Source organism: Deltaproteobacteria bacterium CG11_big_fil_rev_8_21_14_0_20_49_13 (genome assembly GCA_002796305.1).
GTDB lineage: Bacteria > UBA10199 > UBA10199.
Window position 1 is genome coordinate 1 of the sequence record PCWZ01000061.1, and the last position, 21,472, is coordinate 21,472.

The 21,472-nt window shown below is 48.7% G+C and carries 23 protein-coding genes, 1 tRNA gene and 2 pseudogenes; 14 read left to right on the top strand and 12 right to left on the bottom strand.

Annotation, left to right across the window (positions count from 1 at the left end):
- The 5 genes and pseudogenes from COV46_05830 to COV46_05850 form a co-directional block, all read left to right on the top strand.
- A partial coding sequence (locus COV46_05830) for a DNA (cytosine-5-)-methyltransferase (GenBank protein ID PIR17030.1) occupies positions 1 to 718 on the top strand: 718 nt, incomplete at its 5' end.
- A pseudogene (locus tag COV46_05835) lies at positions 708 to 998 on the top strand (DNA modification methylase). The gene COV46_05830 and the pseudogene COV46_05835, both read left to right, overlap by 11 nt.
- Positions 999 to 1,278: 280 nt before the next feature.
- Positions 1,279 to 1,419, top strand: a pseudogene (locus COV46_05840) (site-specific DNA-methyltransferase).
- Between the two features lie 10 nt (positions 1,420 to 1,429).
- Positions 1,430 to 1,735 carry a hypothetical protein gene (locus tag COV46_05845; GenBank protein ID PIR17031.1) on the top strand — a complete coding sequence of 102 codons (306 nt, stop codon included), beginning with the start codon at positions 1,430 to 1,432 and terminating at the stop codon, positions 1,733 to 1,735.
- Between the two features lie 88 nt (positions 1,736 to 1,823).
- Complete coding sequence (locus COV46_05850) at positions 1,824 to 2,357, top strand: hypothetical protein (protein PIR17032.1); 534 nt, start codon at positions 1,824 to 1,826, stop codon at positions 2,355 to 2,357.
- On the opposite strand, the gene COV46_05855 is transcribed toward COV46_05850, so the two are convergent.
- The 3 genes from COV46_05855 to COV46_05865 are packed head-to-tail and all read right to left on the bottom strand — an operon-like array spanning position 2,345 to position 3,656.
- Positions 2,345 to 2,947, bottom strand: coding sequence for a methyltransferase type 11 (locus tag COV46_05855; GenBank protein ID PIR17033.1), 603 nt, complete (start codon positions 2,945 to 2,947; stop codon positions 2,345 to 2,347). The genes COV46_05850 and COV46_05855 overlap by 13 nt on opposite strands.
- Before the next feature lie 10 nt (positions 2,948 to 2,957).
- Complete coding sequence (locus COV46_05860) at positions 2,958 to 3,278, bottom strand: sulfur reduction protein DsrE (GenBank protein PIR17034.1); 321 nt, start codon at positions 3,276 to 3,278, stop codon at positions 2,958 to 2,960.
- Positions 3,279 to 3,293: 15 nt separating this feature from the next.
- Entirely contained in the window at positions 3,294 to 3,656 is a 363-nt protein-coding gene (locus tag COV46_05865; GenBank protein PIR17035.1) for a transcriptional regulator, read from the bottom strand.
- A 108-nt stretch (positions 3,657 to 3,764) separates the two neighbouring features.
- On the opposite strand from COV46_05865, the gene COV46_05870 reads away from it, so the two are divergent.
- Entirely contained in the window at positions 3,765 to 5,639 is a 1,875-nt protein-coding gene (locus COV46_05870; GenBank protein ID PIR17036.1) for a hypothetical protein, read from the top strand.
- A 20-nt stretch (positions 5,640 to 5,659) separates the two neighbouring features.
- Here the strand turns inward: COV46_05870 and COV46_05875 are convergent, their stop codons facing one another.
- The 9 genes from COV46_05875 to hemL all read right to left on the bottom strand — a co-directional run bounded on the left by COV46_05875 (position 5,660) and on the right by hemL (position 11,667).
- On the bottom strand, positions 5,660 to 6,490 hold the full coding sequence (locus COV46_05875) for a phage antirepressor protein (protein PIR17037.1): 831 nt from the start codon (positions 6,488 to 6,490) through the stop codon (positions 5,660 to 5,662).
- Between the two features lies 1 nt (position 6,491).
- On the bottom strand, positions 6,492 to 7,268 hold the full coding sequence (locus tag COV46_05880; protein PIR17038.1) for a hypothetical protein: 777 nt from the start codon (positions 7,266 to 7,268) through the stop codon (positions 6,492 to 6,494).
- Positions 7,269 to 7,612: 344 nt separating this feature from the next.
- On the bottom strand, positions 7,613 to 8,185 hold the full coding sequence (locus COV46_05885; GenBank protein ID PIR17039.1) for a hypothetical protein: 573 nt from the start codon (positions 8,183 to 8,185) through the stop codon (positions 7,613 to 7,615).
- A 203-nt stretch (positions 8,186 to 8,388) separates the two neighbouring features.
- Positions 8,389 to 8,465: transfer RNA gene (locus COV46_05890), tRNA-Arg, on the bottom strand.
- Positions 8,466 to 8,676: 211 nt separating this feature from the next.
- Positions 8,677 to 9,006, bottom strand: a complete 330-nt coding sequence (gene atpE, locus COV46_05895; protein PIR17040.1) for an ATP synthase F0 subunit C — start codon at positions 9,004 to 9,006, stop codon at positions 8,677 to 8,679.
- 16 nt (positions 9,007 to 9,022) lie between these two features.
- Positions 9,023 to 9,739, bottom strand: coding sequence for an ATP synthase F0 subunit A (atpB, locus tag COV46_05900; protein ID PIR17041.1), 717 nt, complete (start codon positions 9,737 to 9,739; stop codon positions 9,023 to 9,025).
- Positions 9,740 to 9,764: 25 nt separating this feature from the next.
- Positions 9,765 to 10,124 (bottom strand): hypothetical protein, encoded by a 360-nt coding sequence (locus COV46_05905; GenBank protein PIR17042.1) that lies wholly within the window; start codon positions 10,122 to 10,124, stop codon positions 9,765 to 9,767.
- Entirely contained in the window at positions 10,090 to 10,332 is a 243-nt protein-coding gene (locus tag COV46_05910) for a hypothetical protein (GenBank protein PIR17043.1), read from the bottom strand. Before COV46_05910 ends, COV46_05905 begins: the two co-directional genes overlap by 35 nt.
- 33 nt (positions 10,333 to 10,365) lie before the next feature.
- Positions 10,366 to 11,667 carry a glutamate-1-semialdehyde-2,1-aminomutase gene (hemL, locus tag COV46_05915; protein PIR17044.1) on the bottom strand — a complete coding sequence of 434 codons (1,302 nt, stop codon included), beginning with the start codon at positions 11,665 to 11,667 and terminating at the stop codon, positions 10,366 to 10,368.
- 212 nt (positions 11,668 to 11,879) lie between these two features.
- Between hemL and hpnH the strand changes: the two genes are divergently transcribed.
- From hpnH to rsmG, 8 genes are all read left to right on the top strand, one after another.
- A complete protein-coding gene (gene hpnH / locus COV46_05920) occupies positions 11,880 to 12,881 on the top strand; it encodes a hopanoid biosynthesis associated radical SAM protein HpnH (protein PIR17045.1) in 1,002 nt (333 codons plus the stop codon).
- 117 nt (positions 12,882 to 12,998) lie between these two features.
- On the top strand, positions 12,999 to 13,724 hold the full coding sequence (locus COV46_05925) for a hypothetical protein (GenBank protein ID PIR17046.1): 726 nt from the start codon (positions 12,999 to 13,001) through the stop codon (positions 13,722 to 13,724).
- A gap of 9 nt (positions 13,725 to 13,733) precedes the next feature.
- The gene (locus COV46_05930; GenBank protein PIR17047.1) at positions 13,734 to 14,327 is read left to right on the top strand and encodes a hypothetical protein; all 594 of its coding nucleotides are present in this window, start codon (positions 13,734 to 13,736) and stop codon (positions 14,325 to 14,327) included.
- Positions 14,327 to 17,668, top strand: coding sequence for a chemotaxis protein CheR (locus COV46_05935; GenBank protein PIR17048.1), 3,342 nt, complete (start codon positions 14,327 to 14,329; stop codon positions 17,666 to 17,668). Before COV46_05930 ends, COV46_05935 begins: the two co-directional genes overlap by 1 nt.
- Positions 17,669 to 17,679: 11 nt before the next feature.
- Entirely contained in the window at positions 17,680 to 18,090 is a 411-nt protein-coding gene (locus COV46_05940; protein PIR17049.1) for a hypothetical protein, read from the top strand.
- Positions 18,091 to 18,295: 205 nt separating this feature from the next.
- A complete protein-coding gene (locus COV46_05945) occupies positions 18,296 to 18,910 on the top strand; it encodes a hypothetical protein (protein ID PIR17050.1) in 615 nt (204 codons plus the stop codon).
- A complete protein-coding gene (locus COV46_05950; GenBank protein ID PIR17051.1) occupies positions 18,907 to 20,637 on the top strand; it encodes a peptidase M3 in 1,731 nt (576 codons plus the stop codon). The genes COV46_05945 and COV46_05950 overlap by 4 nt, the downstream gene beginning before the upstream one ends.
- Before the next feature lie 36 nt (positions 20,638 to 20,673).
- Positions 20,674 to 21,282 (top strand): 16S rRNA (guanine(527)-N(7))-methyltransferase RsmG, encoded by a 609-nt coding sequence (gene rsmG / locus COV46_05955; protein ID PIR17052.1) that lies wholly within the window; start codon positions 20,674 to 20,676, stop codon positions 21,280 to 21,282.
- Positions 21,283 to 21,472: the final 190 nt, after the last annotated feature.

The following is a 21,472-nucleotide window of genomic DNA, read 5'->3' on the forward strand; positions in this document are numbered from 1 at the left end:
CGGTTTCGATCTGGGGCTGGAAAGAGCGGGTATGAAATGCCTGTGGCAGGTGGAGATCAATGACTATGCAAACGGAATTCTCGAAAGACACTGGCCACATGTCACCCGCCACCGGGATGTCAGAGATTGCGGCCGACATAACCTCGTGCCCGTCGATCTCATCTGCGGCGGCTTCCCGTGCCAACCCCACAGCTTCGCCGGAATGCGCAAAGGCTCCAACGACGAGCGGGACCTTTGGGGAGAATTCGCCCGAATTATTCGCGAGCTTGAGCCCCGATGGGTGCTGGCTGAAAACGTCCCAGGGATCCTTTCAACTGAATCTGGACGGTACTTCGGACGCGTTCTCGGGGAGCTGGCCGCGCTCGGGTACGATGTCGAGTGGGAATGCTTACCGGCGTCGGCCGTGGGCGCTCCCCATAAGCGGGAACGGATCTGGATCTTCGCGACCAAGAGAATGGTACCCGACGCCGATCGTTTCGGATGCCAAGGGGGTTTCTACCGAGAGGTTCAAAGGCTCGCCGAAGTGTCGCGGGAATCTGCGGGAGGTGCTGCGCAATGGGCCGACGGATGGCCTGTATCCGCACCCAGGATTTGTGGAGTGGCTGATGGGATTTCCAACCGGATTCACCGTCTTACCTGCCTGGGAAACGCGGTCGTTCCGCAGCTCGTCGAGGTCATCGGAAAGGCGATCATAAAAGAGGCCAACCATGAATGTTGATTTGAACACGGATCTGATTCTCGAAAGAAAGCAGATGTCGGAATTGAACGCCGCCCCATACAATCCGAGGCAGATCACCGACAAGCAGGTGGAGCGGCTCAAGAATTCCATCACGGAATTCTCGCTGGTCGAGCCGATCATCTGGAACCGTCAGACCGGTAATATCGTCGGCGGGCATCAGCGCTACAAGGTGCTTCAATCCCTCGGCATCCAGAGCACGCAGGTCGTCGTCGTGGATATTCCCATCTCCAAGGAGAAAGCCCTCAACCTGGCATTGAACCGGATCCACGGCGACTGGGATCTCGAAATGCTGCGCGACGTGATCATCGATATCGACACGGTGGAATTCCCGATTGAGCTGACCGGCTTCGATTATGACGAACTCAAAGACCTGATCGATTATGACAGGCAGACGATCCTGACTGATGCCGAAGACGACGCCATCCCCGAACCGCCCGAAAAAGCGATCACCGAGCTGGGTGATACGTGGGTTCTGGGAAGCCATCGCCTTTACTGCGGCGACAGCACGGACGAAGGATTGCTGAAAGCCTTTCTGGATCGTGCTGGATCTATTCGGCGGCTCTGGCTCCGCCCTGATCGCCTGCGAGAAGACCGGCCGCAGGGCGCGGCTTGTAGAACTGGATCCGATTTATTGCGATGTCATCGTCACCCGCTGGGAAAACTACACGGGAAAGAAAGCGGAGCGTGTTCATGCCGAAAAGAAATGACCCCAAACCCGAAGCGCCGAAGATCGGCACGTTGAGCGAGGATTGCCTTCGCCGACTTGAGGACGCCTTTTCGCTTGGCTGCAGCGACGCCGAGGCCTGTTGCTTCGCTGGGGTCACCCTGCAGGTCTTTCAGGAGTATCTGAAAGCCGACCCTGCCTTCAAAGATCGCCGTGAAATCCTCAAACAACGCCCCCAACTTTTGGCCCGTCAGACGGTCTTCAAAGCCCTGAAAGAGGACCCCCAGATCGCCTTGGAGTACCTGGATCGGGTTTCAGGCTGTAAGACTTAAAACATGATTGCCGCAATTATTAAGGTAATCGTGTTGACTTGTGACTGAAATAGTGCATAATATCCCTATAATTTAAGGATATTATGCCATGAATAAGACTCCTGAAAATAAACTTTATCAGATCGCTGAAAGCCAGCTTGGCTATTTTACATCCAAACAGGCCATTGGCGCGGGATATTTGTCGAAGAACCATGCCTATCACGTCAGGCAGGGGCACTGGATCCGCGAGTATCGCAGTATTTATCGCCTTGCGAATTTTCCACATACCCATGAGGGGGAGATGGTCTTGTGGTCCTTGTGGTCCAGAAACAGGAATGAAATTTCCGATGGTGTGTATTCACACGAAACGGCTCTCAGCATTTACGACATCAGCGATGCCATGCCGGCCAAGTTGCACATGACCGTGCCTATCGGTTTCCGCAAATCTACAGCAGTCCCTGCAGTGATCATTTTGCATCGTGCCCAATTGAGTGAAGAGGATATCCGGAAAAAAAGCGGCTATGCCGTAACTCAACCGGTATACGCGAAACATAGCAAGTCGATAAGCGTCGAAACCCGACCCCGTCACCTCGCGTATAGTGGCTGTATTTTACAGCAGAAAGATTTGGTTTACGCACGTTGAGACGGATTGGGGGGAATGGCAGTGCAATCCATTATCATCCCGTAGTGATATGGCGGCAGGCTTGTAATACCCGGAGCTAAGAGTATAAAACCCGCATCTTCTGCCCAAGCACGACACTGTTCAGGACGTGGACGAATTGACATTGAGGGACCTCGTGGTGTTGATGGATCATAGTTCCAATGCATGATCCCCAAACGGCCATTTGGTTGTAATACGCGGCGAGCTTCACGCAGCAAAATGTGCGGCTGTTCCGCATGAAGAATATTGAACATCATCACGTAATCCGCTGCCGCATCAGGCAATCCTGTGCCTTGGGTGACAAAGTCCCGAACACTGCACACGATGTTGCCTATTTCTTGTTGCCGGGCTTTTTCTCGAACCATTTTTACCATCTCCGGTTCGACGTCGAAGGCATACACGGGGCCGCGCACAAGGCGCGCGACGGGAAGTGAAAACGTGCCATAGCCGCACCCGAATTCTACCACAGCGCCTGTTTCGGGACCGATTCCAAGCCGCTCAATAATGATCGGCGGATTGAAAAAGCCGTCCCACATATTTTCTTCCGGCATGCCACTTTCACGAGTTTTCATGGAATGGTCCTCAGAAACTCACTACCTTGTCCGACTCCTTGATGAGATCATAGAGATCCTGCATGGTGGAGAGCGGACAAAGTTCGGTTCCTTCCGACTGACGAATTTTTAAGCAGGTCCCACAGGCGAGAATATGGCCGCCGGAATCAACCAGCGATTTCATCTGATCGGATATCTTGAATTTTTCGGTATCAAGCGATTCACATTCGACTCCCTTCGCCAGCAAAAAAATCTTTACCTGATCGCCGTTTTTCAGGGCGAAATTCCCAAGCCGAAACGCGTTCCACACGGTTTCCGGATCGTCAGAATAAATAATGATCCCAAATTTCATTTCGAACCTCCTTGGTTATCGTTTTATCTTGGCATGGCTCGCAAGCGAACCTTCTTCAATCAGCCTTTCACAAAGAATTTTCTGGATCAGGTCAAAGGCGTCAAGAATCCTCGGATGTGCAAGACGATAAAAGATCTGCGTCCCTTCTCGACGGGAACATAACACCCTGCGACGTTTCATCATGAGGAGATGAGGAGAAACTGTTCCGAGGGGAATCTCCAACGCCCCCGCGATCTCGGCAACATTTTTCTCGGATTCCCGAAGAATGTTCAAAATCATGAGACGCACCGGGTGTGAGAACACTTTGCACATGTCCGCATGATGCTCATACAACGCCGCAACTCCGAACGGCCTATCGATTTTTTTAGAGGCTGACATATCCTCACTTATCTCTTATGTTATTCTAAAGATCAATAGAATTGTATAATACAGACTATCTTCTATCGGTTCAAGGAAGCCAACGAAAAATGACGGGAAATTCACTTTTTGAATTTCACTCAATTCATCAGATCCGAATCGACCGTCTTTTCCGATCTGAAAAAATCGAAGGTTATCCCTGTTAACGTAATCACCGGCATGAAACCGACATTCATCAAGGAACGTATGGTCGTGAACGGCCGAGTCTATTTTCCGCGCAAAAAAAGGACTACCGGTCTGGCGGCGCACCCATCCCCCGAGGAAATTGATCCAAAAGTCCTCCCTGTCGGCCGCGTATCGGTCGATACCGTCGGCTTCGGCGAGCTTCTGCGGGATCTGATTTCCGAGATGCGCTCGGTCGGTGCGGCCTATCCACTGGAATATCTGGAAGCGATGCAGAATTTGAGCCTCGTCAATCCCGACGTGGCCCAGATGATCGACAATATCGTGCAACTGGGAAACACCGGACACAAGGTGATGGTCGAAAGCGATAGCGAACAGGTCAGGGATGCCGCGATCGAGGAATTGAACCGTTTCAACATGACGGTCTTCGGGCGTTTCGGAGGGATCGACGGGTTCGTGAACTCGGCATTGGCCCAGATCGGCCGCGGCGGAGCCATCAGTATCGAGTGGGTCGTGAGCGAGGACCTGACGGGTATCGACAAGATGGTGTTCGTGCCTCTCAAGGAGATCCGCTTCCTTTATGATCCGGCCTCCGGAGAATACGCCCCGCATCAGAAAACCTGCGACCTGACCCAGGGCGACCAGGGGCTCATCGCGCTGAATACAGCGACATACCAGTATTGCGCGATGCAGACGCTCGATAATTCGCCTTATGCCGTGCCGCCGATACTCTCGGCCCTTGAGTCAATCACGATCCAACGGGACATCGTCAAGAACCTGCGTTTCATCGCGAAAAAAATGGGTATTCTCGGTTTCGTGAATTTTCTGATCCGCGCCCCGAAGCAGTCGCCTGGCGAAAAGACCGAAGAGTACATCGCGCGTTGCCAGCAATTCCTGGATCAACAGGCCCAGCACCTCAAACACAATTATCGGGACGGCATCGCGGTTGGCCTCATGGATTCCTTCACAGTGGAGCATCACTCAATCACGGGTGACGCCGCCGGTGCGAAGGATCTCTTCGAGATGAACGAGCAGCAGGTATTCTCCGGACTCAAGGCGGATCCCGCGTTGCACGGCAGAACCTATTCGACCACCGAGACCTACGCCGGCGTCGTGTACGAGAAGATGCTCTCCATCATCACGAACTACCAGCGCACCGTTCGATCGGTTCTGGAATACGGCTACAAACTCCACCTGAGCCTTCGCGGAATCGATTACCAAAGTCTCTGGATCGAATTCGAACCGTCGAAGTCTCTCTCGGCACAGCGCGACGAGACCACCTACGCGACCAGGCTGGCCAATCTGAAGATCCTCCATGATCAGGGGATCATCGACCAGAACCAGTTCGCCCAGGAGGCCGGATACGATCGGCCAGCTGAAGAGGGTCCGCTCAGGGAGATGTTGCAGGAACCCGGCAAGGTGCAGAAGGCCCTGGATAATCTTGTGGAGTATATCGTTCAGGGCAACGCTTCCGAAAGCGTATCGGTTTCGATAGCCCGTCATGAACAGCGCAAGAAAATGCTGGAGGCCCAGCTTCAGAACCTCAAGGCCCGGGAGCCGAACACCCCCTTGCTGACCCCTTATGCTGTAAAGCCGATGCTGATCAATCTGGACGAGATTTTGACGAAAGACGTGGTGCAGGCCAACGCCTACTTCAAGGGGCTTTTCCCCGAGCAGGTGAAGATGACCGCAAAAAAAGAAGGCCGCTCCGTTTTTTACGAAGCGGCCGGGAGAGTGAACCTCACTCGTCTGATGAGGTTCGCCACCCCTATAAATGGCGCACCCAACTGGACGATTTTAGAACTGCTTGCGCCGAGATGACGCTCCTGATGGCCTAAAATTTATTTCCCATTTAAAGCTTTTTGAATCTTCTTATTTGGTAAAAAATTCGATTTTGAAACCACAGATCGTCCCAATCGCTTTTCTAATTCTCTACGAGCACCACCCGCAATTTCGCCACCAGCTTTGGCATCACTTTTAAGTTTTACCAGACCTTTGGAATCTTCATTTTTGTGAATTTCCGTCGTTGAACGTTCGCCCAGCATGGTAAAAATGAGTTCAAAATCGTCCATGTGGTCACGCAGGTTTTCCCGCTTGAGGCCTTTGAGATTTTTATACTCAGAGGGAGTAACACCAAAGGTGGCTTTTGAAACTTCTGCTGTCAGAATCTCGTAGTCTTTTTGTTCTTGTGCACCGCGTTTTTGCCATTCGTCTGTCAATTCTTCACGGATGGCGATGCCACGCATGCGCTTCCCGATCCAATCTTCGGGATAGCCCTTGAGCTTGTAGAGCATTCGCGTGCGCTTGGTAGCCAATTCAGGATTTTCAATTTCTTGCACTCGTTCGTAACCAACTTTGGCCAGCCATCGTTTGAATGGTTCAGCCCTGGGTGAAGGGACGGATTGAATAATCCGGAAAATACCCTCGGTATTAGCGCAGTCTGTTTCGCGCATTTTTCCGTCGGGAGCTTCCAATTTCAACTGTCGACAAAGTGTCGACAGTTGAATCCCGTCATCGGATTTAACCCTCTGTTTCATTTTAAACCAATAATCCCGGGGGTTCGTGCTGTCCGTCAGCACGCTCACAACATCGATGACCGAAAACCACCACTCGTTCTCATGAAGGGTTTTCCGAATCTTATTGCCTTTGAAGATCGCGATTTTTGTTTCCATATTAGTTTGGTGGCGTAAAAATTAATCGCCACATCATGGATTTGTATTTCTTGAACAGTTGGATATCGGTGCTCCGAAGATTAAAATACTCGGTTCTCGGCTGCCGCTTATCCGAATGCTTTTTATGCCAATACTGCTCACTTCGGGAGGGATCATTCGTCTCAATTTCGTGTATCAGAACTTCTTCTACAGGCGACCTTGTGTTCAATTGTGAAATTCTCTTGTAGGGTGAAGTGCTAAATCCAATCTTGTAGCTGGTGGCGTTTTTCAAACTCACCTTCGTCATGTATACGTACCCTAGGACTTCCTCTTTTATCTCTCCTATAGGTGCTTGATCCTTTTCATCAAATGATGCAGAGATTGATTCACAAATTTTGATCACATCGTCGAAGCCGGAATGCTTTTGGCAATGCTCTATTACTTTTAGTGCTCGCTCTTCCTTGCTTCCCTTTTTACGAAAACTCTGATACTCTGGAAAAGTTTTCAGAGTTCGACCTTTCATACAAAATTCAGCATATATCGGCCAGTGACCAATTTCTTTAATAAAAAAGGCTAGCTGTTCAATTACAAATTTGTCTTCATATCGTTGATTAAACTGATTGGGCTTGTACCCAGCTTCACTAACAGCCGCACTCCATCTTACCCAATATTTCCCCAGCCAATCCGACTCACGAATGCCTGTTTGTTTCCAAAAGAGACCTTTACCAAGTGGCTTACCGCCATTTTCTCCGGCAGTACGTTTGATTTCGTGAATGATATGTTCTTTGCTAAATTTCATGTGAAGATTGCATCCTTATAAAACCCAAAACCTTATACAAGAAAGGGTAAAAAATGAAAGATCCAAACAAAAGCAATTCAAAAAACAGAGTTTGCCAAAATGGGGAGCTAGTTTTGACCGAGGAGGAATTTCAGCAAGTTGTTGAGGTCTTTAAAACCCTTCTCGAGTGGGACAAAGATCTAAAACAATCAAAAGAAAAACCCCCTCTTCCTTGAAGAGGTCTGAGCTTACAGTTCTAACTCCTGCCGGGCCAGCTTTGGGAAGCCAATAAACTCATAGTTTGAAACAATGCGCGCCCAACTGGACGCTTTTAGAACCGCGTGTGCTGAGTTGGCGGTTGCTGTTTAATCAGCCCTCATCGCGTCGTAAAGGGCATTCTTTTCTTCTGATGTTAATTCTCTCCCCAGATCATATAAGGAGTATTGGTGACGCCCATCTTTTAATGTTTCCTGAAATCCTTCTTTTCTTATGCCAACAAAAATTCGTGCAGGAAATTCATGAACACAGGTTGATGTTGAAATGAGAACTGCATCTTTGATCTTTAATATTTTACTGGCATCTACAGTCAGCCATGACGGCGTGATTATACGTGTTGGTTCTCTCGTAGCAGACATGCTATTTGTAGCTTGGTCTCTTAATCTTTCGTGAAGATTCTCACTTGTTTCACCGGGCTTCTGTAGAATTATTTGAGTTCTTTCGAAAATTAGGATCTTAAATTGAACAGGTTGTTTTGCTATCGGTACTCCCGTACGAAAACATGGTTGGTTCCAGCCAGAAGATAATCGGGATGTATCAGGAGGAGATACAGGTGTCTCATCATCTCCCGTATTCTCAAGTCGACGAGGGTCATCAGGATCTCCTTTCTTGATTATTGGGATTGCTGGTTTTCGCTGCCCTACAGGTGGTGTCCCTGACATAAATAATCCTCAGTGTTTATAAGTAAAACTTATAGAGCATCATATCATCAAACTGATGGTTCGTGAGTTTTTTCTTCCCGGAGAACGAATTACGAAGAACGTGAACGAAATTTGGCGCATTCGAACTCACGAAAAACTACAGAACATCCGTAATTCGTTGATGTTTTTCGTTCTTCGGGGAAAATTTGTCTGCGCCAAATTTTTTGCGCGCCCGGCAGGATTCGAACCTGCGACCCTCTGATCCGTAGTCAGATACTCTAATCCGCTGAGCTACGGGCGCATTCTCCTCTCACTATAGCAAATTTTCAAATACATCCGGATTCTCCCTCCGCCATTCGGCTACGGGACTTCCTCGCCCACCCGCTTCGCGGGTCCCCGGGCTCGGTCGGAACCTGCGACCCTCTGATCCGTAGTCAGATACTCTAATCCGCTGAGCTACGGGCGCGAAACACTGTAAATCGTGAGCCATAAGCTGTAACGGTTCACGGTATCTAGATCTTCCCTTGCAGAAGGAACGCGATGACGAGGGCGTATATAACGAGAGATTCGATCAAGGCAAGTGCAATGATCATGGGGGTTAGAAGCTTATTTGCGGCCCCGGGATTGCGTGCAATACCTTCGAGTGTTGCCGCGGCGGCCTTACCCTGTCCCAAAGCTCCGCCAAAAGCGGCTATCCCAATGCCAATACCGGAGGCTATCGCAAGCCCTGCCGTTGCAGTATTGCCGCCGGCCGCCTTTGCGGCCGCCTCCTCGGCAAATGCCACCGAGGCGAACCCAAACGTTAAAAATGCCGAAACTGCCCTTACCATGAATTTCTTCATATCATCTCCTGTTTTTTTAGTGTTCCCCGTGCTCCGTCGCCAAGGCTATGTAAACCGTGGAGAGGAGAGAAAACACAAAAGCCTGTATAAATGCAACAAATAAAGCAAGGAACAGAAATACGACCGGTATCCCAACGGGCACCAGATGTGCAAATATTCCGTTTACCACATGGTCGCCCACCTCATTGCCAAAAAGACGGACAGAAAGCGAAATAGGCCTCACAATATGGCTTATTATCTCGATAACGAAGAGAAGCGGCGCAAGCCAGATGATCGGCCCGGTAAAATGACCGATATATTTCCTGAATCCATGCTCCTTTATGCCCATATAGTTATAATAAAGGAAGACCACAACGGCACACGGAACGTTGGTATTTATATTGTCAGTAGGCGGCGCAACAAAGGGCATGACGCTCATGAGATTGCACACAAATATGTAAATAAAGACGGTGCCGATAAGAGGAAGATACCTGATGGCCCGCTCCCCCATCACACCTTCCATTAATTTTAGTATCGCTTCGATCGAGGCATCAAAGAGCCCGGTGATCGTTAATTTTGGCGACGGGATTATATGCTTCTCTGTATCTCTAAGGCTAAAGTATGCGATAAAGCTAAGAGCTATCAGAACAATGGCAACAAGCGCCGCTGTAGCAATGTGCATCGTTGACTCTTTTATCCATGAGAGAAAGCTAATTTTTTCACCAAGCCAGATGAATATATTGAACTCGTGCATATTTTCGTATGTTAGTGCGCTGGTTTTAGTCAGTGCGCTGACCAGCCAGCGCCGCTACCAAAACGACCGCTATCACTATCGAAAGCCCTGCAAGCAATGCCACCACATTCAATTGGAGGAGCCTAATAGCCGCCCAAAGCAAAAAAATCAACAGAACAAATTTGACGGCGGCCAAAATTCCATAGAACGCCTTTGGGGCCCTTTCCGAACCAAGAAGCCGTGAAAATACGAAATAAAGCCCCCAAAAATTAAGACCTCCTATAACAACGCCCGCAAAAAGGGAAGCCGAAACCGCCTTATCCTCAAATATAAAATAGACGCCCACAGACACAACCAAGCCTATGATTATATTATATATTTCTATTATTTTTAGATCTATCTTCATTCCATTTAAGTATCTTTACAAGGTTCCACATCCCGCCGACCGTCCCAAGTATCGTTCCCGTAATAGCAAGCCACGGGGAGGTTCCTATTTTGCCGTCAATGTAATTACCGAACGCAAGTCCGACCACGACGCTTATGGCAAGCTGGATACCTACCATGCCGTAAAGGCCGAAAATGTACATTGTGGACCTTTTGAAATCTTCAACCATGTTGAATCGAAGTCAGATATCAGAAGTCTGGTGTCAGATTTTCTGACTTCCGATTTCCGACATCTTGCTTCTTCTAACCGCATCAATTGTATTTACAACATCTCTCTCCGTATGTTCCGCCGAGACAAAGGCCGCTTCAAACGGCGACGGCGCAAGATAAACGCCGCTTTCAAGCATCGCATGAAAATATTTAATGAAGAGCTCTTTGTTGCATTTCATCACATCGTCCAGATTTTCAACAATGCCCTCCGTGAAAAATAAGGTCCACATAGAGCCGACCCTAGTAATAAAATGATAGACCTTCTTTTCGGAAAGCACCATATCAAGTCCGTCAGTAAGTTGCTTGGTCGTCTTTTCAAGACGGTCATATACCTTTTTGTCTTTCAAAAGCTCCAGCGTCTTAAGGCCCGCCGCCATCGCCAGAGGATTCCCCGAGAGCGTTCCCGCCTGATAAACAGGTCCCAAAGGGGCTACACATTCCATAACATCTTTTTTCCCGCCGTAGGCGCCAACCGGCAAGCCGCCACCTATTATCTTTCCAAGGCATGTAAGGTCTGGCTTTATATTGTAGAGCTCCTGTGCCCCGCCAAACGCAACGCGAAAACCGGTCATCACTTCATCAAATATCAGAATGATACGGTTCTTGTCGCAGATGGAGCGAAGTCCTTCCAAAAACCCTTTAGCCGGAGGCACGCATCCCATATTCCCCGCAACCGGCTCAACCACGATACATGCTATCTGATTCTTGTTCGAACCGACAAGGGCCTCTACAGAACCAAGGTCGTTATACTTTGCGATGAGCGTGTGCCTTGCAAAATCGGCCGGCACGCCCTTTGAGTCCGGCGCACCACCTGTAAGCGCGCCGCTCCCAGCCTTTACAAGCAGGTAATCGGCGTGGCCATGATAACATCCGTCGAATTTTATTATCTTATCGCATCCGGTAAAACCACGCGCAACGCGAACTGCGCCCATCATGCCTTCTGTCCCGGAGCTCGTGAACCTTACAAGATCGATCGAAGGAAAGGCTCTTTTGACGGCCTCTGCAAGTTCTATTTCAAGCTCGCACGGGGCACCGAAACTTGTGCCATATTCCGCCGCACGTTGTATCGCCCTTATAACCTGTTTTTGGGCGTGCCCGAGTATCGCCGGGCCCCATGTCCCCACATAATCTATATATTTATTACCGTCCTCATCCCAAACGTAGGCGCCTTTCGCCCTTTTAATGAATGGTGGCACTCCGCCGACATGCCTAAATGCCCTGACAGGCGAATTCACCCCGCCCACAAGGCTCTTTTTTGCCTCATTGAATAGTGAAGACGAGCGCGTGTTTTTCATTGGGCCAGTAACTACCCGTAATGTCTGCTAAAAACAACTAGAATTTTATCTCTTGACGTATAGCGGGCCATTAGGCTCTACTCCGCCAGGGCAACGTCAATTCAATTTTTATCGACGAAGTCGGTAGAAATTAAATTGTTACGTGCACTTGTGCTAAAGACAACCAGTAAAAATTTAATAGACAGTGTACCAGTTCCTAACAAATACTAAATATGAGATTTCCATTTAAACAAACTTTAACCGTTGCCAAACATATCGCGCGGAATAAAAAAACCGGCGTAAAACGTTTTCCGCTTGTCTTGATGCTCGAACCGCTCCACGCATGCAATCTAAAATGCGAGGGGTGCGGACGAATAAGAGAATATTCAAAGACCCTTGCAGAACAGGTCTCTTTAGACAAATGCCTTAAGGCGATAGATGACTGCAAGGCGCCCGTCATCTCCATTTGCGGCGGTGAGCCACTTCTTTATAAAGAAATAAAGCCTCTCGTCGAAAAGACGCTCGAGCGGGGCCGGGTAGTCTATCTTTGCACCAACGGTACCATCTTGGACTGGAAGCTCGATATCTTCAAGCCGCATCCGATGTTCAATATCAACATCCATATCGACGGCATGGAAAAGACGCACGACTCCATCACAAAACGCCCCGGCACATTCCGCCAGATATCCGAGAATATCAAGCTGGCAAAGAAGGCGGGCTTTAGCGTCTGTTCCAACACAACGGTCTACAGCGAGACCGACGTATCCGAAATAAGGGATCTCTTCGACCATCTCACAATGCTCAAGGTCGACGGCATGCTCATCTCTCCGGGATTTGAATATACCGATGTTGCCGACAAAGATTTCTTCATGAAGGCAGACGAAATCGGCAAAAAGTTCCGCGAGATAAGGGGCTTTGCAAATAAATATAGGCTCTGGAGCACGCCGCTCTACCTTGATTTTCTGGCAGGACTTCGCGACTACAACTGCACCCCATGGGGGAACGTTACCTACAACATTGAAGGCTGGAAGGCCCCATGCTATCTTATCACCGACGCCCACTTCGAGAATTATGAGGACTTCATAAAAGAGGTAGACTGGGACAAATATCAGACAAAAGAGGACCCAAGGTGTAAGAATTGCATGGTCCACTGCGGGTTCGAACCGACGGTCGCGCTCACAACGGGCTCCAACTGGAAAGATACGGCCCGAATGGCGTGGTGGACTCTGCTTTAACTGCAATGACAAATTACTAAATCCAAATGTCAAATGAAATCACAATGACTCAATTCCAAACAATTGGCCATTGGTCATTCATTTGTCATTTTTGATTTGGTCATTGGTTATTTGAATATGATCCTAATACTCTCCGCCCTCAAAGAAGAGATCAAGCCCATCCTGAAAGAGATGGAGGTGACCGAGACCATCAACCTTAGGCCGGCCATCTTTTGCCGCGGGAGTTACCTTGGAAAAGAGATAGTCGTTGGCCACACAGGCGTTGGCCCTGACAAGATGTTTCGCGCCGCAAGTTTCTGTCTCAAAGAATACCGCCCCGAATTCGCCGTGAACGGCGGTTACTCCGGCGCATTGACCCCAAATCTTACCCTTGCCGATATCATAATCTCTGACACTATCGTTTGTGAAAAGGACGGCGCCACTCTCAACGAAATTTTCTACCTCGATAAAATAGAGGAAATCTGCAAGGGCAATTCCATAAAATATCAAAAAGGGTCGGCCCTTACGGTCGAAAAGGCCGCCGTCACCCCGCACGAAAAGGCCTACCTTGGCACAAAGTTCGGGACAATATCGGTCGATATGGAATCGTTCGGCCTTGCAAAGGCCGCAAAAGAAGCAAATACTCCTTACATCATCTTAAGATCGGTCCTTGACCCTATGGACATGCACCTCCCGGCGGCCAACGGATTGGTATCGGACAACGGGACCACAAGCGCGCTCGGCGTTGCCTTTAATGTCATAACAAAACCGCATAAGGCGATACACCTCCCTCAGCTTGAATATTGCGCGAGGGAGGCCAGAAAATCTTTCATAAGGGTGCTAAATGAGATCATCAAGTCTTAATGTCCGTCATTGCGAGCCGCCGGAGGCGGTGAAGCGATCTGGTTCAGTAAATTTTATGCGCTGGTTTGTTTCGCTAACGCTCACGATCATGAAAGGGCTGATAAAATGAAAAACATAATACTGCTCGCGGCATTATTGTCCTTCGCTACATGCGCCCCGAAAAACCCGGGTTTCCTGACGCTTGTGAATAGCGGTATCGAGGTGATCAAAGTTTCGGTAGACGGCAGGGCCTTCACGATAAATCCGTCCAACCACATCACAAAAGAGATCTCTTCGGGACTTCACCAGATAAAGATTAACGATGGGTCATCCATAAGCGTACCTGTAGCCCTTGGCAAGACAACAGTGTTTGATTCAACCGGCCTTTCGTGCTACGCCGTAGCCGATTGCGCCGGCCGCTACAGCGACGGCGTGCACTCCATCATAGAAAAGTTCAAACAAAAGCAGGTCTTCACCACGAAAGACACGATGTTCGTATATCTTGGAACTTATCTCCCCGAAAAGTTAGAACCTGGTAAAAGCGCGCTCCGTCTCCAGCAGGTTGATTGTGAGATAATAGATAATGATGCGGAGCTTATAGAGACGATCGGCAACCTTAAATAGTGAAACCAAATGATATGAAAACAACATCTTTCCCCATTGTCTGTGTTGGCGGTTCCGCTGGCGGACTTGAGGCGTTTCAGAACCTGCTTGAGGATCTATCCAGTAAGACCGGAATGGCGTTCGTCTTCATAATGCACCTCTCCCCTGAGCACAGAAGCATATTGTCGGAATTACTCGCAAAAAAAACAAAGATGCCGGTGGTCGAGGCAAGGAACGGCATGCGGGTAGAGGCCGATCATATTTACGTCATACCTCCCAAAACGAACATGACGCTCTCAAAAGGAAAGTTAGTGGTCAAGAGTGTCCGTAATGCGAGATTAAGGCATTTGCCCATAGATCGTTTCTTTAAATCGCTCTCAGAGGAGCTTGGAAGCAGGGCTATCGGGGTCATACTTTCCGGAACGGCAACGGACGGGACCCTCGGGGCAGAGGCCATAAAGGCCGGAGGGGGTATCACTTTTGCCCAGGACAAAAAGAGCGCCAAGTACGACGGAATGCCGCAAAGCGCCGTTTCGGCAGGATGCGTAGATTTTGTGATGCCGCCAAAGAAGATCGCAAAAGAGCTTTCGCTGATAGCAAAACATCCGCTCATTTCTCCTGCCGTGCGAGTTAAAGAGAAAAAACCCGCCACAACCGAACGCAAAGGCTTTGAAGGTGTCCTTCAAACGCTTCGCATAGTAAAGGGTTTTGATTTCACCGATTATAAACCTGCCACCATGAACAGGCTTATATCGAACAAAATGGACCTCTTAAAGCTCTCGCGGCTCAAAGACTACATAAAGCGTCTGAATGCGGACGAGAAGGAGGTAGAGCGCCTTTACGACGCCCTGTTGATAAACGTCACGAGCTTTTTCCGTGACCCAAATGCCTTTGAGGCCCTTAAAAAGACGGCCCTGTCGGCCATCCTCAAAGATAAGCCAATGGGTCAGTGCGTAAGGGTCTGGGTCTCCGGATGTTCTACGGGAGAAGAGGCCTGTTCGATAGGCATTTGTATCCTTGAGCTACTCGGGGAAAAGGCGGGCACGGTCCCCGTTCAGATCTTTGCCACCGATGCAAACGAAAGAATCATCGAGAAGGCGCGCAGGGGTGTTTACAGTAAGACCATAAAAAACGCCGTCTCCCCGGAGCGACTGAAACGTTTCTTTATAGAGGATGGCGACTCCTACAGAATATCCAAGCAGTTGCGCGACATGTGCGTCTTTTCCAGACAGAACATCTTTGGCGACCCGCCTCTTTCAAACATGGACCTTATAAGTTGCAGAAATCTGCTCATATACCTTCAGCCCGTCCTGCAGGAGAAAGTTTTTCGTAACGTTCATTACGGCCTTAGACCGGGCGGATTTCTTTTTTTAGGGAACTCTGAATCGATAGGAAGTTATTCAAATCTTTTCAGACCGCTAAACAGAAAACAAGGGCTCTTCGTTAAAAAGAGCTTCTCCTTCGGGCTCCGCCCGGAAGAGACCCCCAGATATTATATGCCGGGGAGATCGGGGACGGACGCTAAAACATATCCAAAGGATACCGAAGAGAACGACATCGAGCGATTGATAGACAATATCGTGCTCTCCGAATACGCGCCCTGCGGAGTGTTAATAGACGGCGACATGCATGTCCTTTCTTTCCGGGGAAGTACCGGCCGTTATCTCGAGCCGGCGGCCGGCAAACCAAGCTTCGATCTCTTTAGGCTTGCAAGGGAAGGGCTTTCGCTCCCATTGCGCTCGGTCATTCATAAGGCAAGGGAAACAAGGCGGCCGGCAAAAAGAGAGGCCGAAAGCGTGAAATATAACGGCGGCCGCTTTGGGGTCAATATAACCGTTATCCCCGTGAGGGCCAAGAACCTGAAAGAGGAGCTTTATCTGGTCCTTTTCGACAGGAGCGTAAGCCCTGCCGCGCCACACTATCAGCCAAAAAAACGGACGGCGGTCGGTAAAGTTAAAGACGAAAGATATCTCCTATCCCTTCAAAAGGAGATTGATGAGACAAAGGAATATCTTCATACGGTCATAGAAGAGCAGGAGAACGTTAGCGAAGAGGTAAAGACCGCGAACGAAGAGATATTAACCTCTAACGAGGAACTGCAGAGCACAAATGAAGAACTGGAGACGTCAAAAGAGGAGCTTCAAAGCACAAATGAAGAGTTAAACACCACGAACGAAGAGTTGCAGAACCGTAACGCCGAAGTCTCTATCCTGAACAACGATCTGGTAAATCTTCTTGGCAGTATCAATATACCAATAATAATGCTGGACGCCGACTTTGTTATCCGCAGGACAACTCCCCATGTGGAAAAGGTCCTCAATATCGTCCCGTCCGATATCGGCAGGCCAATAAACAAGATAAGACTTGGTCTGGACATCCCCAATCTGGAAAAGACGCTTCTGGACGTTACCAAATCGCTTCATCCAAAGACGCTTGAAATAAAGGACGATGATGAGAGCTGGTATTCCGTAACGGTCCGTCCGTATCGCACCACCGATAACAAAATAGACGGTCTGGTCATTATTTTTATAGACATTACGGCGGCAAAAAAGGCGGAAACTCTAGCCAAGAGGTCCGCCGCGGCTATGGCGACCGTAACTGCCGAAAGAAAGAGGGCGGATGAATTTGATAGTGCATATAAAGAACTTCGGGAAACGAAAGATATGCTGGTCCAGTCCGAGAAACTGGCGGCAATAGGAGAGCTCTCCGCCGGAGTGGCGCATGAGCTTAACAGCCCGCTGACAGGCATTCTTGGTATTATAAGATCTCGGATCAGACACACCAGTCCCGATAGTATCGAACACGAAGATCTAAAGAAGGTCGAGGCGGCCGGCGAATACATGGCAAGGATCATCAAAAACCTCACCGAATTCGCAACACCTTCCGCAGCTAAGGTGGAGAAGTTGGTCTGTAACGATATTATCGACTCGGTCCTTGATTTCAGCAAGAAAATAATCAGCGACAAGGGCATCACCTTGCAAAAAGAGCTCGAAGAGAATTTGCCCGCTATCAAGTGCGACAAGACCCTTGCCCAACAGGTGATAGTTACCCTGATGAACAACGCCATAGATTCCATGGAGGAAAACGGCCTTCTCAAAATATCCACAGGGTCCGTGCTGGAGAACGAAGAACGGTTCGTTGAAATTGAGTTTCAAGATAACGGATGCGGTATACCCGAAGAGAACCTAACTAGGATATTCGAACCGTTCTTTACCACAAAGCGGCCTGGCAAAGGCGTGGGCCTTGGATTATCCATTGCCCATTCAATAATAATGAACCATAAGGGAAAGATATTGGTCGAGAGCAAGGTTGGAAAGGGCACCACATTTCGTGTAAGGATGCCCGCAACGGTCAACATATAGAGGAGGTTATTATGTCGGGAGAGAATATACTGGTTGTGGACGATGAACCGATAATAGGCACGGCCTTTGAAAGAGAGCTCGAGGACAAAGGATGCAATGTCGATTCCGTGCTCAGCGGCGAAGAGGCGCTTAAGACCATAAGATCAAAGAAATATGATATCGCATTCATTGACATGGTCATGCCCGGTATGAATGGCATTGAGGCGTGCAAGAAGTTGAAAGAGACAAGCCCCGATACGATACTTATCTTCATGACAGGGCGTGTGGATAAGGATGTGATCTATAAAGAGCTCGATTTTCAGAGGGCCGGCGGCAAGGTCTATTTTTTATATAAGCCATTTTTAAAAGACGAGATCTATGAGGTGATAGAAATGGCCCTTGCCGAAAAGGCAAAAAAAGAGATCAATCTAACGATCAAATAAATTTGTTAGCATGGCTCCCCCGCAACCGCCAAATTTCAAAGCCACAAGTTGTGGTTAGTATGCTTCAAAACTCCGTTACCTCGCCTCCCTTTATTGCGCGCCTCTCCCCGGTGTTTACGTGTGCCGCCCTCGTCCTCGTTAAAAACGGGTGTCTTTAGATCTTTTAAAATTGTCATGGCCCCATTTATATACTAAGAAGTCTCCTATGTCCAAAAATGTCTTGATCACTACCGTTTTGACCTTGCTTTTGGCCCCACTCGCCCTTCACGCCGAAACTGAAATACCCAATGTCTTGAACCCGGATTTCCGGATAAACAGCACCCCTCATTTCGAATTGATACCATACGGCGGGAGCTATCTTGGCAGTTCCGTTGGCCAGACCTTCATTACCGGCGCAAAGGCCTACTATCATTTAGATAGCACTTGGGCGTTCGGCACCAATTTCGGCTACGCATATCTTATGACCGATGGCCGTAACAATTTTGGCGGCATCCTACAGGATGACAATCTTTATCTGGGAGACATCGAGGCAACGATATCCAATGACGTGGCCATGAGGGTGGGAAGGTCGCTTGTCGAGATCGATTTTTATCTCACCCTTGGGGCGGGGATGATGCGGATCAACGATTACAACGAACCGATGGGCGTGATAGGCGGCGGCGCCAAGCTCTACACGGGACTCGACTGGCTGGCGTTCACTGTAGATGTGATGAACTACGCCCACTATACCGACCAGCCCGGGAAGGACACGTTCGACTTCGATGTGACATTTACCGGCGGACTCTGCTTCATGTTCAACAACAGCAAAAAGAACAAATGAAGAAAACGCTTACCGTTATAATATTCGCCCTCTTAACGCTCGCCTCAGTACTTTTCATATGCGGGCGAGAGATAGTGACACCCATTATGGCACTTGAAATAAGACGTCCCGTAGAAAAACAGGCAAAGGACTTCATAGAGAGGACGGTTAAAAAGATAGAGCCCGTCCTTAAAGAGGATGCCAAGGCCTACTGGAACGCCACCACCACCGGCAAAAAGGAGTTCTACACCCTCTACGAAGAGAAGGAGATCGAATTTAAAAAGATAATGAGCGACCCTCTCGATTATGCGGAGATAAGGGACCTCAAAGATAACTATAAAAAATCCCTCTCTAGATATCCCGAATATGACCCCAAGGTGGATAGACAGCTCCGACTCCTCTATCTTGACTACTTAGAAAATCAGATAGATCCGAAACTAAGCAAAGCTCTTGTTAGGATGGGTTCTGCTCTCGAAGAAAAGTTTAATACCCACCGCGCCAAGATAGACGGCAAAGAAGCTCCGGACAACAAGATAAGAGAGATCATGAGAAGGTCCGTGGACCTTACCGAACGACAAAAGGTTTGGGAGGCGTCAAAGCAGATAGGCGACATCGTCAACAAAGACCTCATCGCCCTTGTCAAAAAGAGAAATGAAGCGGCCCGGGCCTTGGGCTTTAAGAACTTCTATGTCATGAGGCTTGAGCTTCAGGAACAGGACGAAAAGGAGCTCTTTAGCCTTCTTGACGACCTGGCCTCCCTCACAAAGGCCCCGTATAAGGATGTAAAGAGCGAAATAGACGCCTCGCTCGCAAAGCGTTACAATATAAAGGTCTCGGAGCTTCGCCCGTGGCACTACGAAGACCCGTTCTTCCAGGAAGCCCCGCAGGTCTATAACTTAAATCTCGATAAATATTTTAAGGACAAGGATATAATAAAACTGGTCAACGCCTATTATGGGTCCATCGGCATGCCGGTTGAAGACATCCTCAAAAGAAGCGACCTTTACGAGAAAAAGGGTAAGGAACAACACGCCTACTGCATAAACATCGACCGCAATAAAGACATACGTATCCTTGCGAACGTAAAGCCGGATGAATACTGGGCCGGTACGATGTTGCACGAGCTTGGACACGCCGTTTACGAGAAATATTTCGATAACGCCCTCCCCTATCTTTTAAGAGAGCCTTCACACACCTTCACGACAGAGGGGATTGCCGAGCTCTTTGGCCGTCAGACGACGAACGCCGCGTGGCTGACAGCGGCGGTAGACCCAAAGAAAAAGGCCGAGTTCGAAAAGATGGCCTCGAATTTGAAACGCTCGTTAAGGGCAAAGATGCTTATATTCTCGCGCTGGGTCATGGTCATGGCTAATTTTGAACGCGCCCTATATGCGAACCCGGATCAGGATCTGAACGATCTTTGGTGGGACCTGGTTGAAAAATATCAGCTCATCAAGAGACCGGAAGGCAGGTTCGCCCCGGACTGGGCGGCAAAGATCCATCTCTCCAGCTCACCGGTATACTATCACAATTACCTGTTAGGCGAGCTCCTCGGTTCCCAGCTGACCCACTACATAAACAAAAATATAATAAAGGGCGACGAGGCCTTTGTTAACAACAAAAAGCTGGGTGAATATTTGAAGGCCAAGGTGTTTGCGCCGGGTGACAGGCTAAGATGGGACGAGTTCGTAAAAGAGGCCACCGGCGAACCCCTAACTCCCAAATATTTCGCCGAACAGTTCTTATAAGACCCCCCTCTCGTAAGGAGAGGGATCTACTTTTTTATGGAACTAAAAACCTTGGAACAACTCTTAATTGCTCACAAAGAAGAGTTCAATATCTATGAACGACTTCTTCTAAAGTGGAACAAGGCATACAACTTAACATCTATCACCGACCATAAGGAGATATGGGAAAAGCACTTTCTAGATTCCATGGCCCCGCTTCAATATCTCATACATAAGCGCTCTCTTTTAGATGTCGGAACCGGCGGCGGCTTCCCCGGAATTCCCTTAAAGATCGCACACCCGCTTCTTTCTGTAACTTTACTTGAACCGACAGAAAAAAAGTGTCTCTTTTGCGAGGCGGTGATAAGGGAATTGGGGCTTAAAACTATAAGCGTTGTTCATGGAAGGGCTGAAGATAAAGATGTCATCGAAAAATTAGGTGGATTTGAGGCCGTCATCTCGCGCGCAACATTTGAACTTGGGAAATTGACCGAGCTTTGCAGACCCTATCTCAAAAACGAGCGCTCAATTATCGTTTCAATGAGGGGAAAAGATGATAAAGAGACCATTTTGAATTCCCCCGGCCTAAAAGTGACCAAGGTAGAAAGATACACCCTCCCCTCCTCCGACTCCAAACGTTCTCTGATTATTTGCGGTTCTCTATAAGTGACAAAACGGCCTGACTTATGGCCTTTCTATAAGATTCGTAACCGTCATAATAATCCTTCGTGGTCATCTCGTAAGGAAAGTCCGGCGTTGCACCAACATTTTCAACGTAATGTGTCGGTATGCCGTTTTCAGATAAAACCTCGGTAAATGGTAAATGGGGTCAGGCTTCGGTAATTCGGTTATTTAA

Bases quoted from the DNA above. Each gene is read 5' to 3' on its own strand.
- atpE (PIR17040.1), bottom strand. From the start codon at position 9,006: ATGAAGAAATTCATGGTAAGGGCAGTTTCGGCATTTTTAACGTTTGGG.
- COV46_05910 (PIR17043.1), bottom strand. From the start codon at position 10,332: ATGGTTGAAGATTTCAAAAGGTCCACAATGTACATTTTCGGCCTTTAC.
- COV46_05855 (PIR17033.1), bottom strand. From the start codon at position 2,947: ATGAAAACTCGTGAAAGTGGCATGCCGGAAGAAAATATGTGGGACGGC.
- rsmG (PIR17052.1), top strand. From the start codon at position 20,674: ATGGAACTAAAAACCTTGGAACAACTCTTAATTGCTCACAAAGAAGAG.
- COV46_05885 (PIR17039.1), bottom strand. From the start codon at position 8,185: ATGTCAGGGACACCACCTGTAGGGCAGCGAAAACCAGCAATCCCAATA.
- COV46_05950 (PIR17051.1), top strand. From the start codon at position 18,907: ATGAAGAAAACGCTTACCGTTATAATATTCGCCCTCTTAACGCTCGCC.
- COV46_05945 (PIR17050.1), top strand. From the start codon at position 18,296: ATGTCCAAAAATGTCTTGATCACTACCGTTTTGACCTTGCTTTTGGCC.
- atpB (PIR17041.1), bottom strand. From the start codon at position 9,739: ATGCACGAGTTCAATATATTCATCTGGCTTGGTGAAAAAATTAGCTTT.
- COV46_05905 (PIR17042.1), bottom strand. From the start codon at position 10,124: ATGAAGATAGATCTAAAAATAATAGAAATATATAATATAATCATAGGC.
- COV46_05845 (PIR17031.1), top strand. From the start codon at position 1,430: ATGCCGAAAAGAAATGACCCCAAACCCGAAGCGCCGAAGATCGGCACG.
- COV46_05925 (PIR17046.1), top strand. From the start codon at position 12,999: ATGATCCTAATACTCTCCGCCCTCAAAGAAGAGATCAAGCCCATCCTG.
- COV46_05880 (PIR17038.1), bottom strand. From the start codon at position 7,268: ATGAAATTTAGCAAAGAACATATCATTCACGAAATCAAACGTACTGCC.
- COV46_05865 (PIR17035.1), bottom strand. From the start codon at position 3,656: ATGTCAGCCTCTAAAAAAATCGATAGGCCGTTCGGAGTTGCGGCGTTG.
- COV46_05850 (PIR17032.1), top strand. From the start codon at position 1,824: ATGAATAAGACTCCTGAAAATAAACTTTATCAGATCGCTGAAAGCCAG.
- COV46_05860 (PIR17034.1), bottom strand. From the start codon at position 3,278: ATGAAATTTGGGATCATTATTTATTCTGACGATCCGGAAACCGTGTGG.
- hpnH (PIR17045.1), top strand. From the start codon at position 11,880: ATGAGATTTCCATTTAAACAAACTTTAACCGTTGCCAAACATATCGCG.
- COV46_05875 (PIR17037.1), bottom strand. From the start codon at position 6,490: ATGGAAACAAAAATCGCGATCTTCAAAGGCAATAAGATTCGGAAAACC.
- hemL (PIR17044.1), bottom strand. From the start codon at position 11,667: ATGAAAAACACGCGCTCGTCTTCACTATTCAATGAGGCAAAAAAGAGC.
- COV46_05940 (PIR17049.1), top strand. From the start codon at position 17,680: ATGTCGGGAGAGAATATACTGGTTGTGGACGATGAACCGATAATAGGC.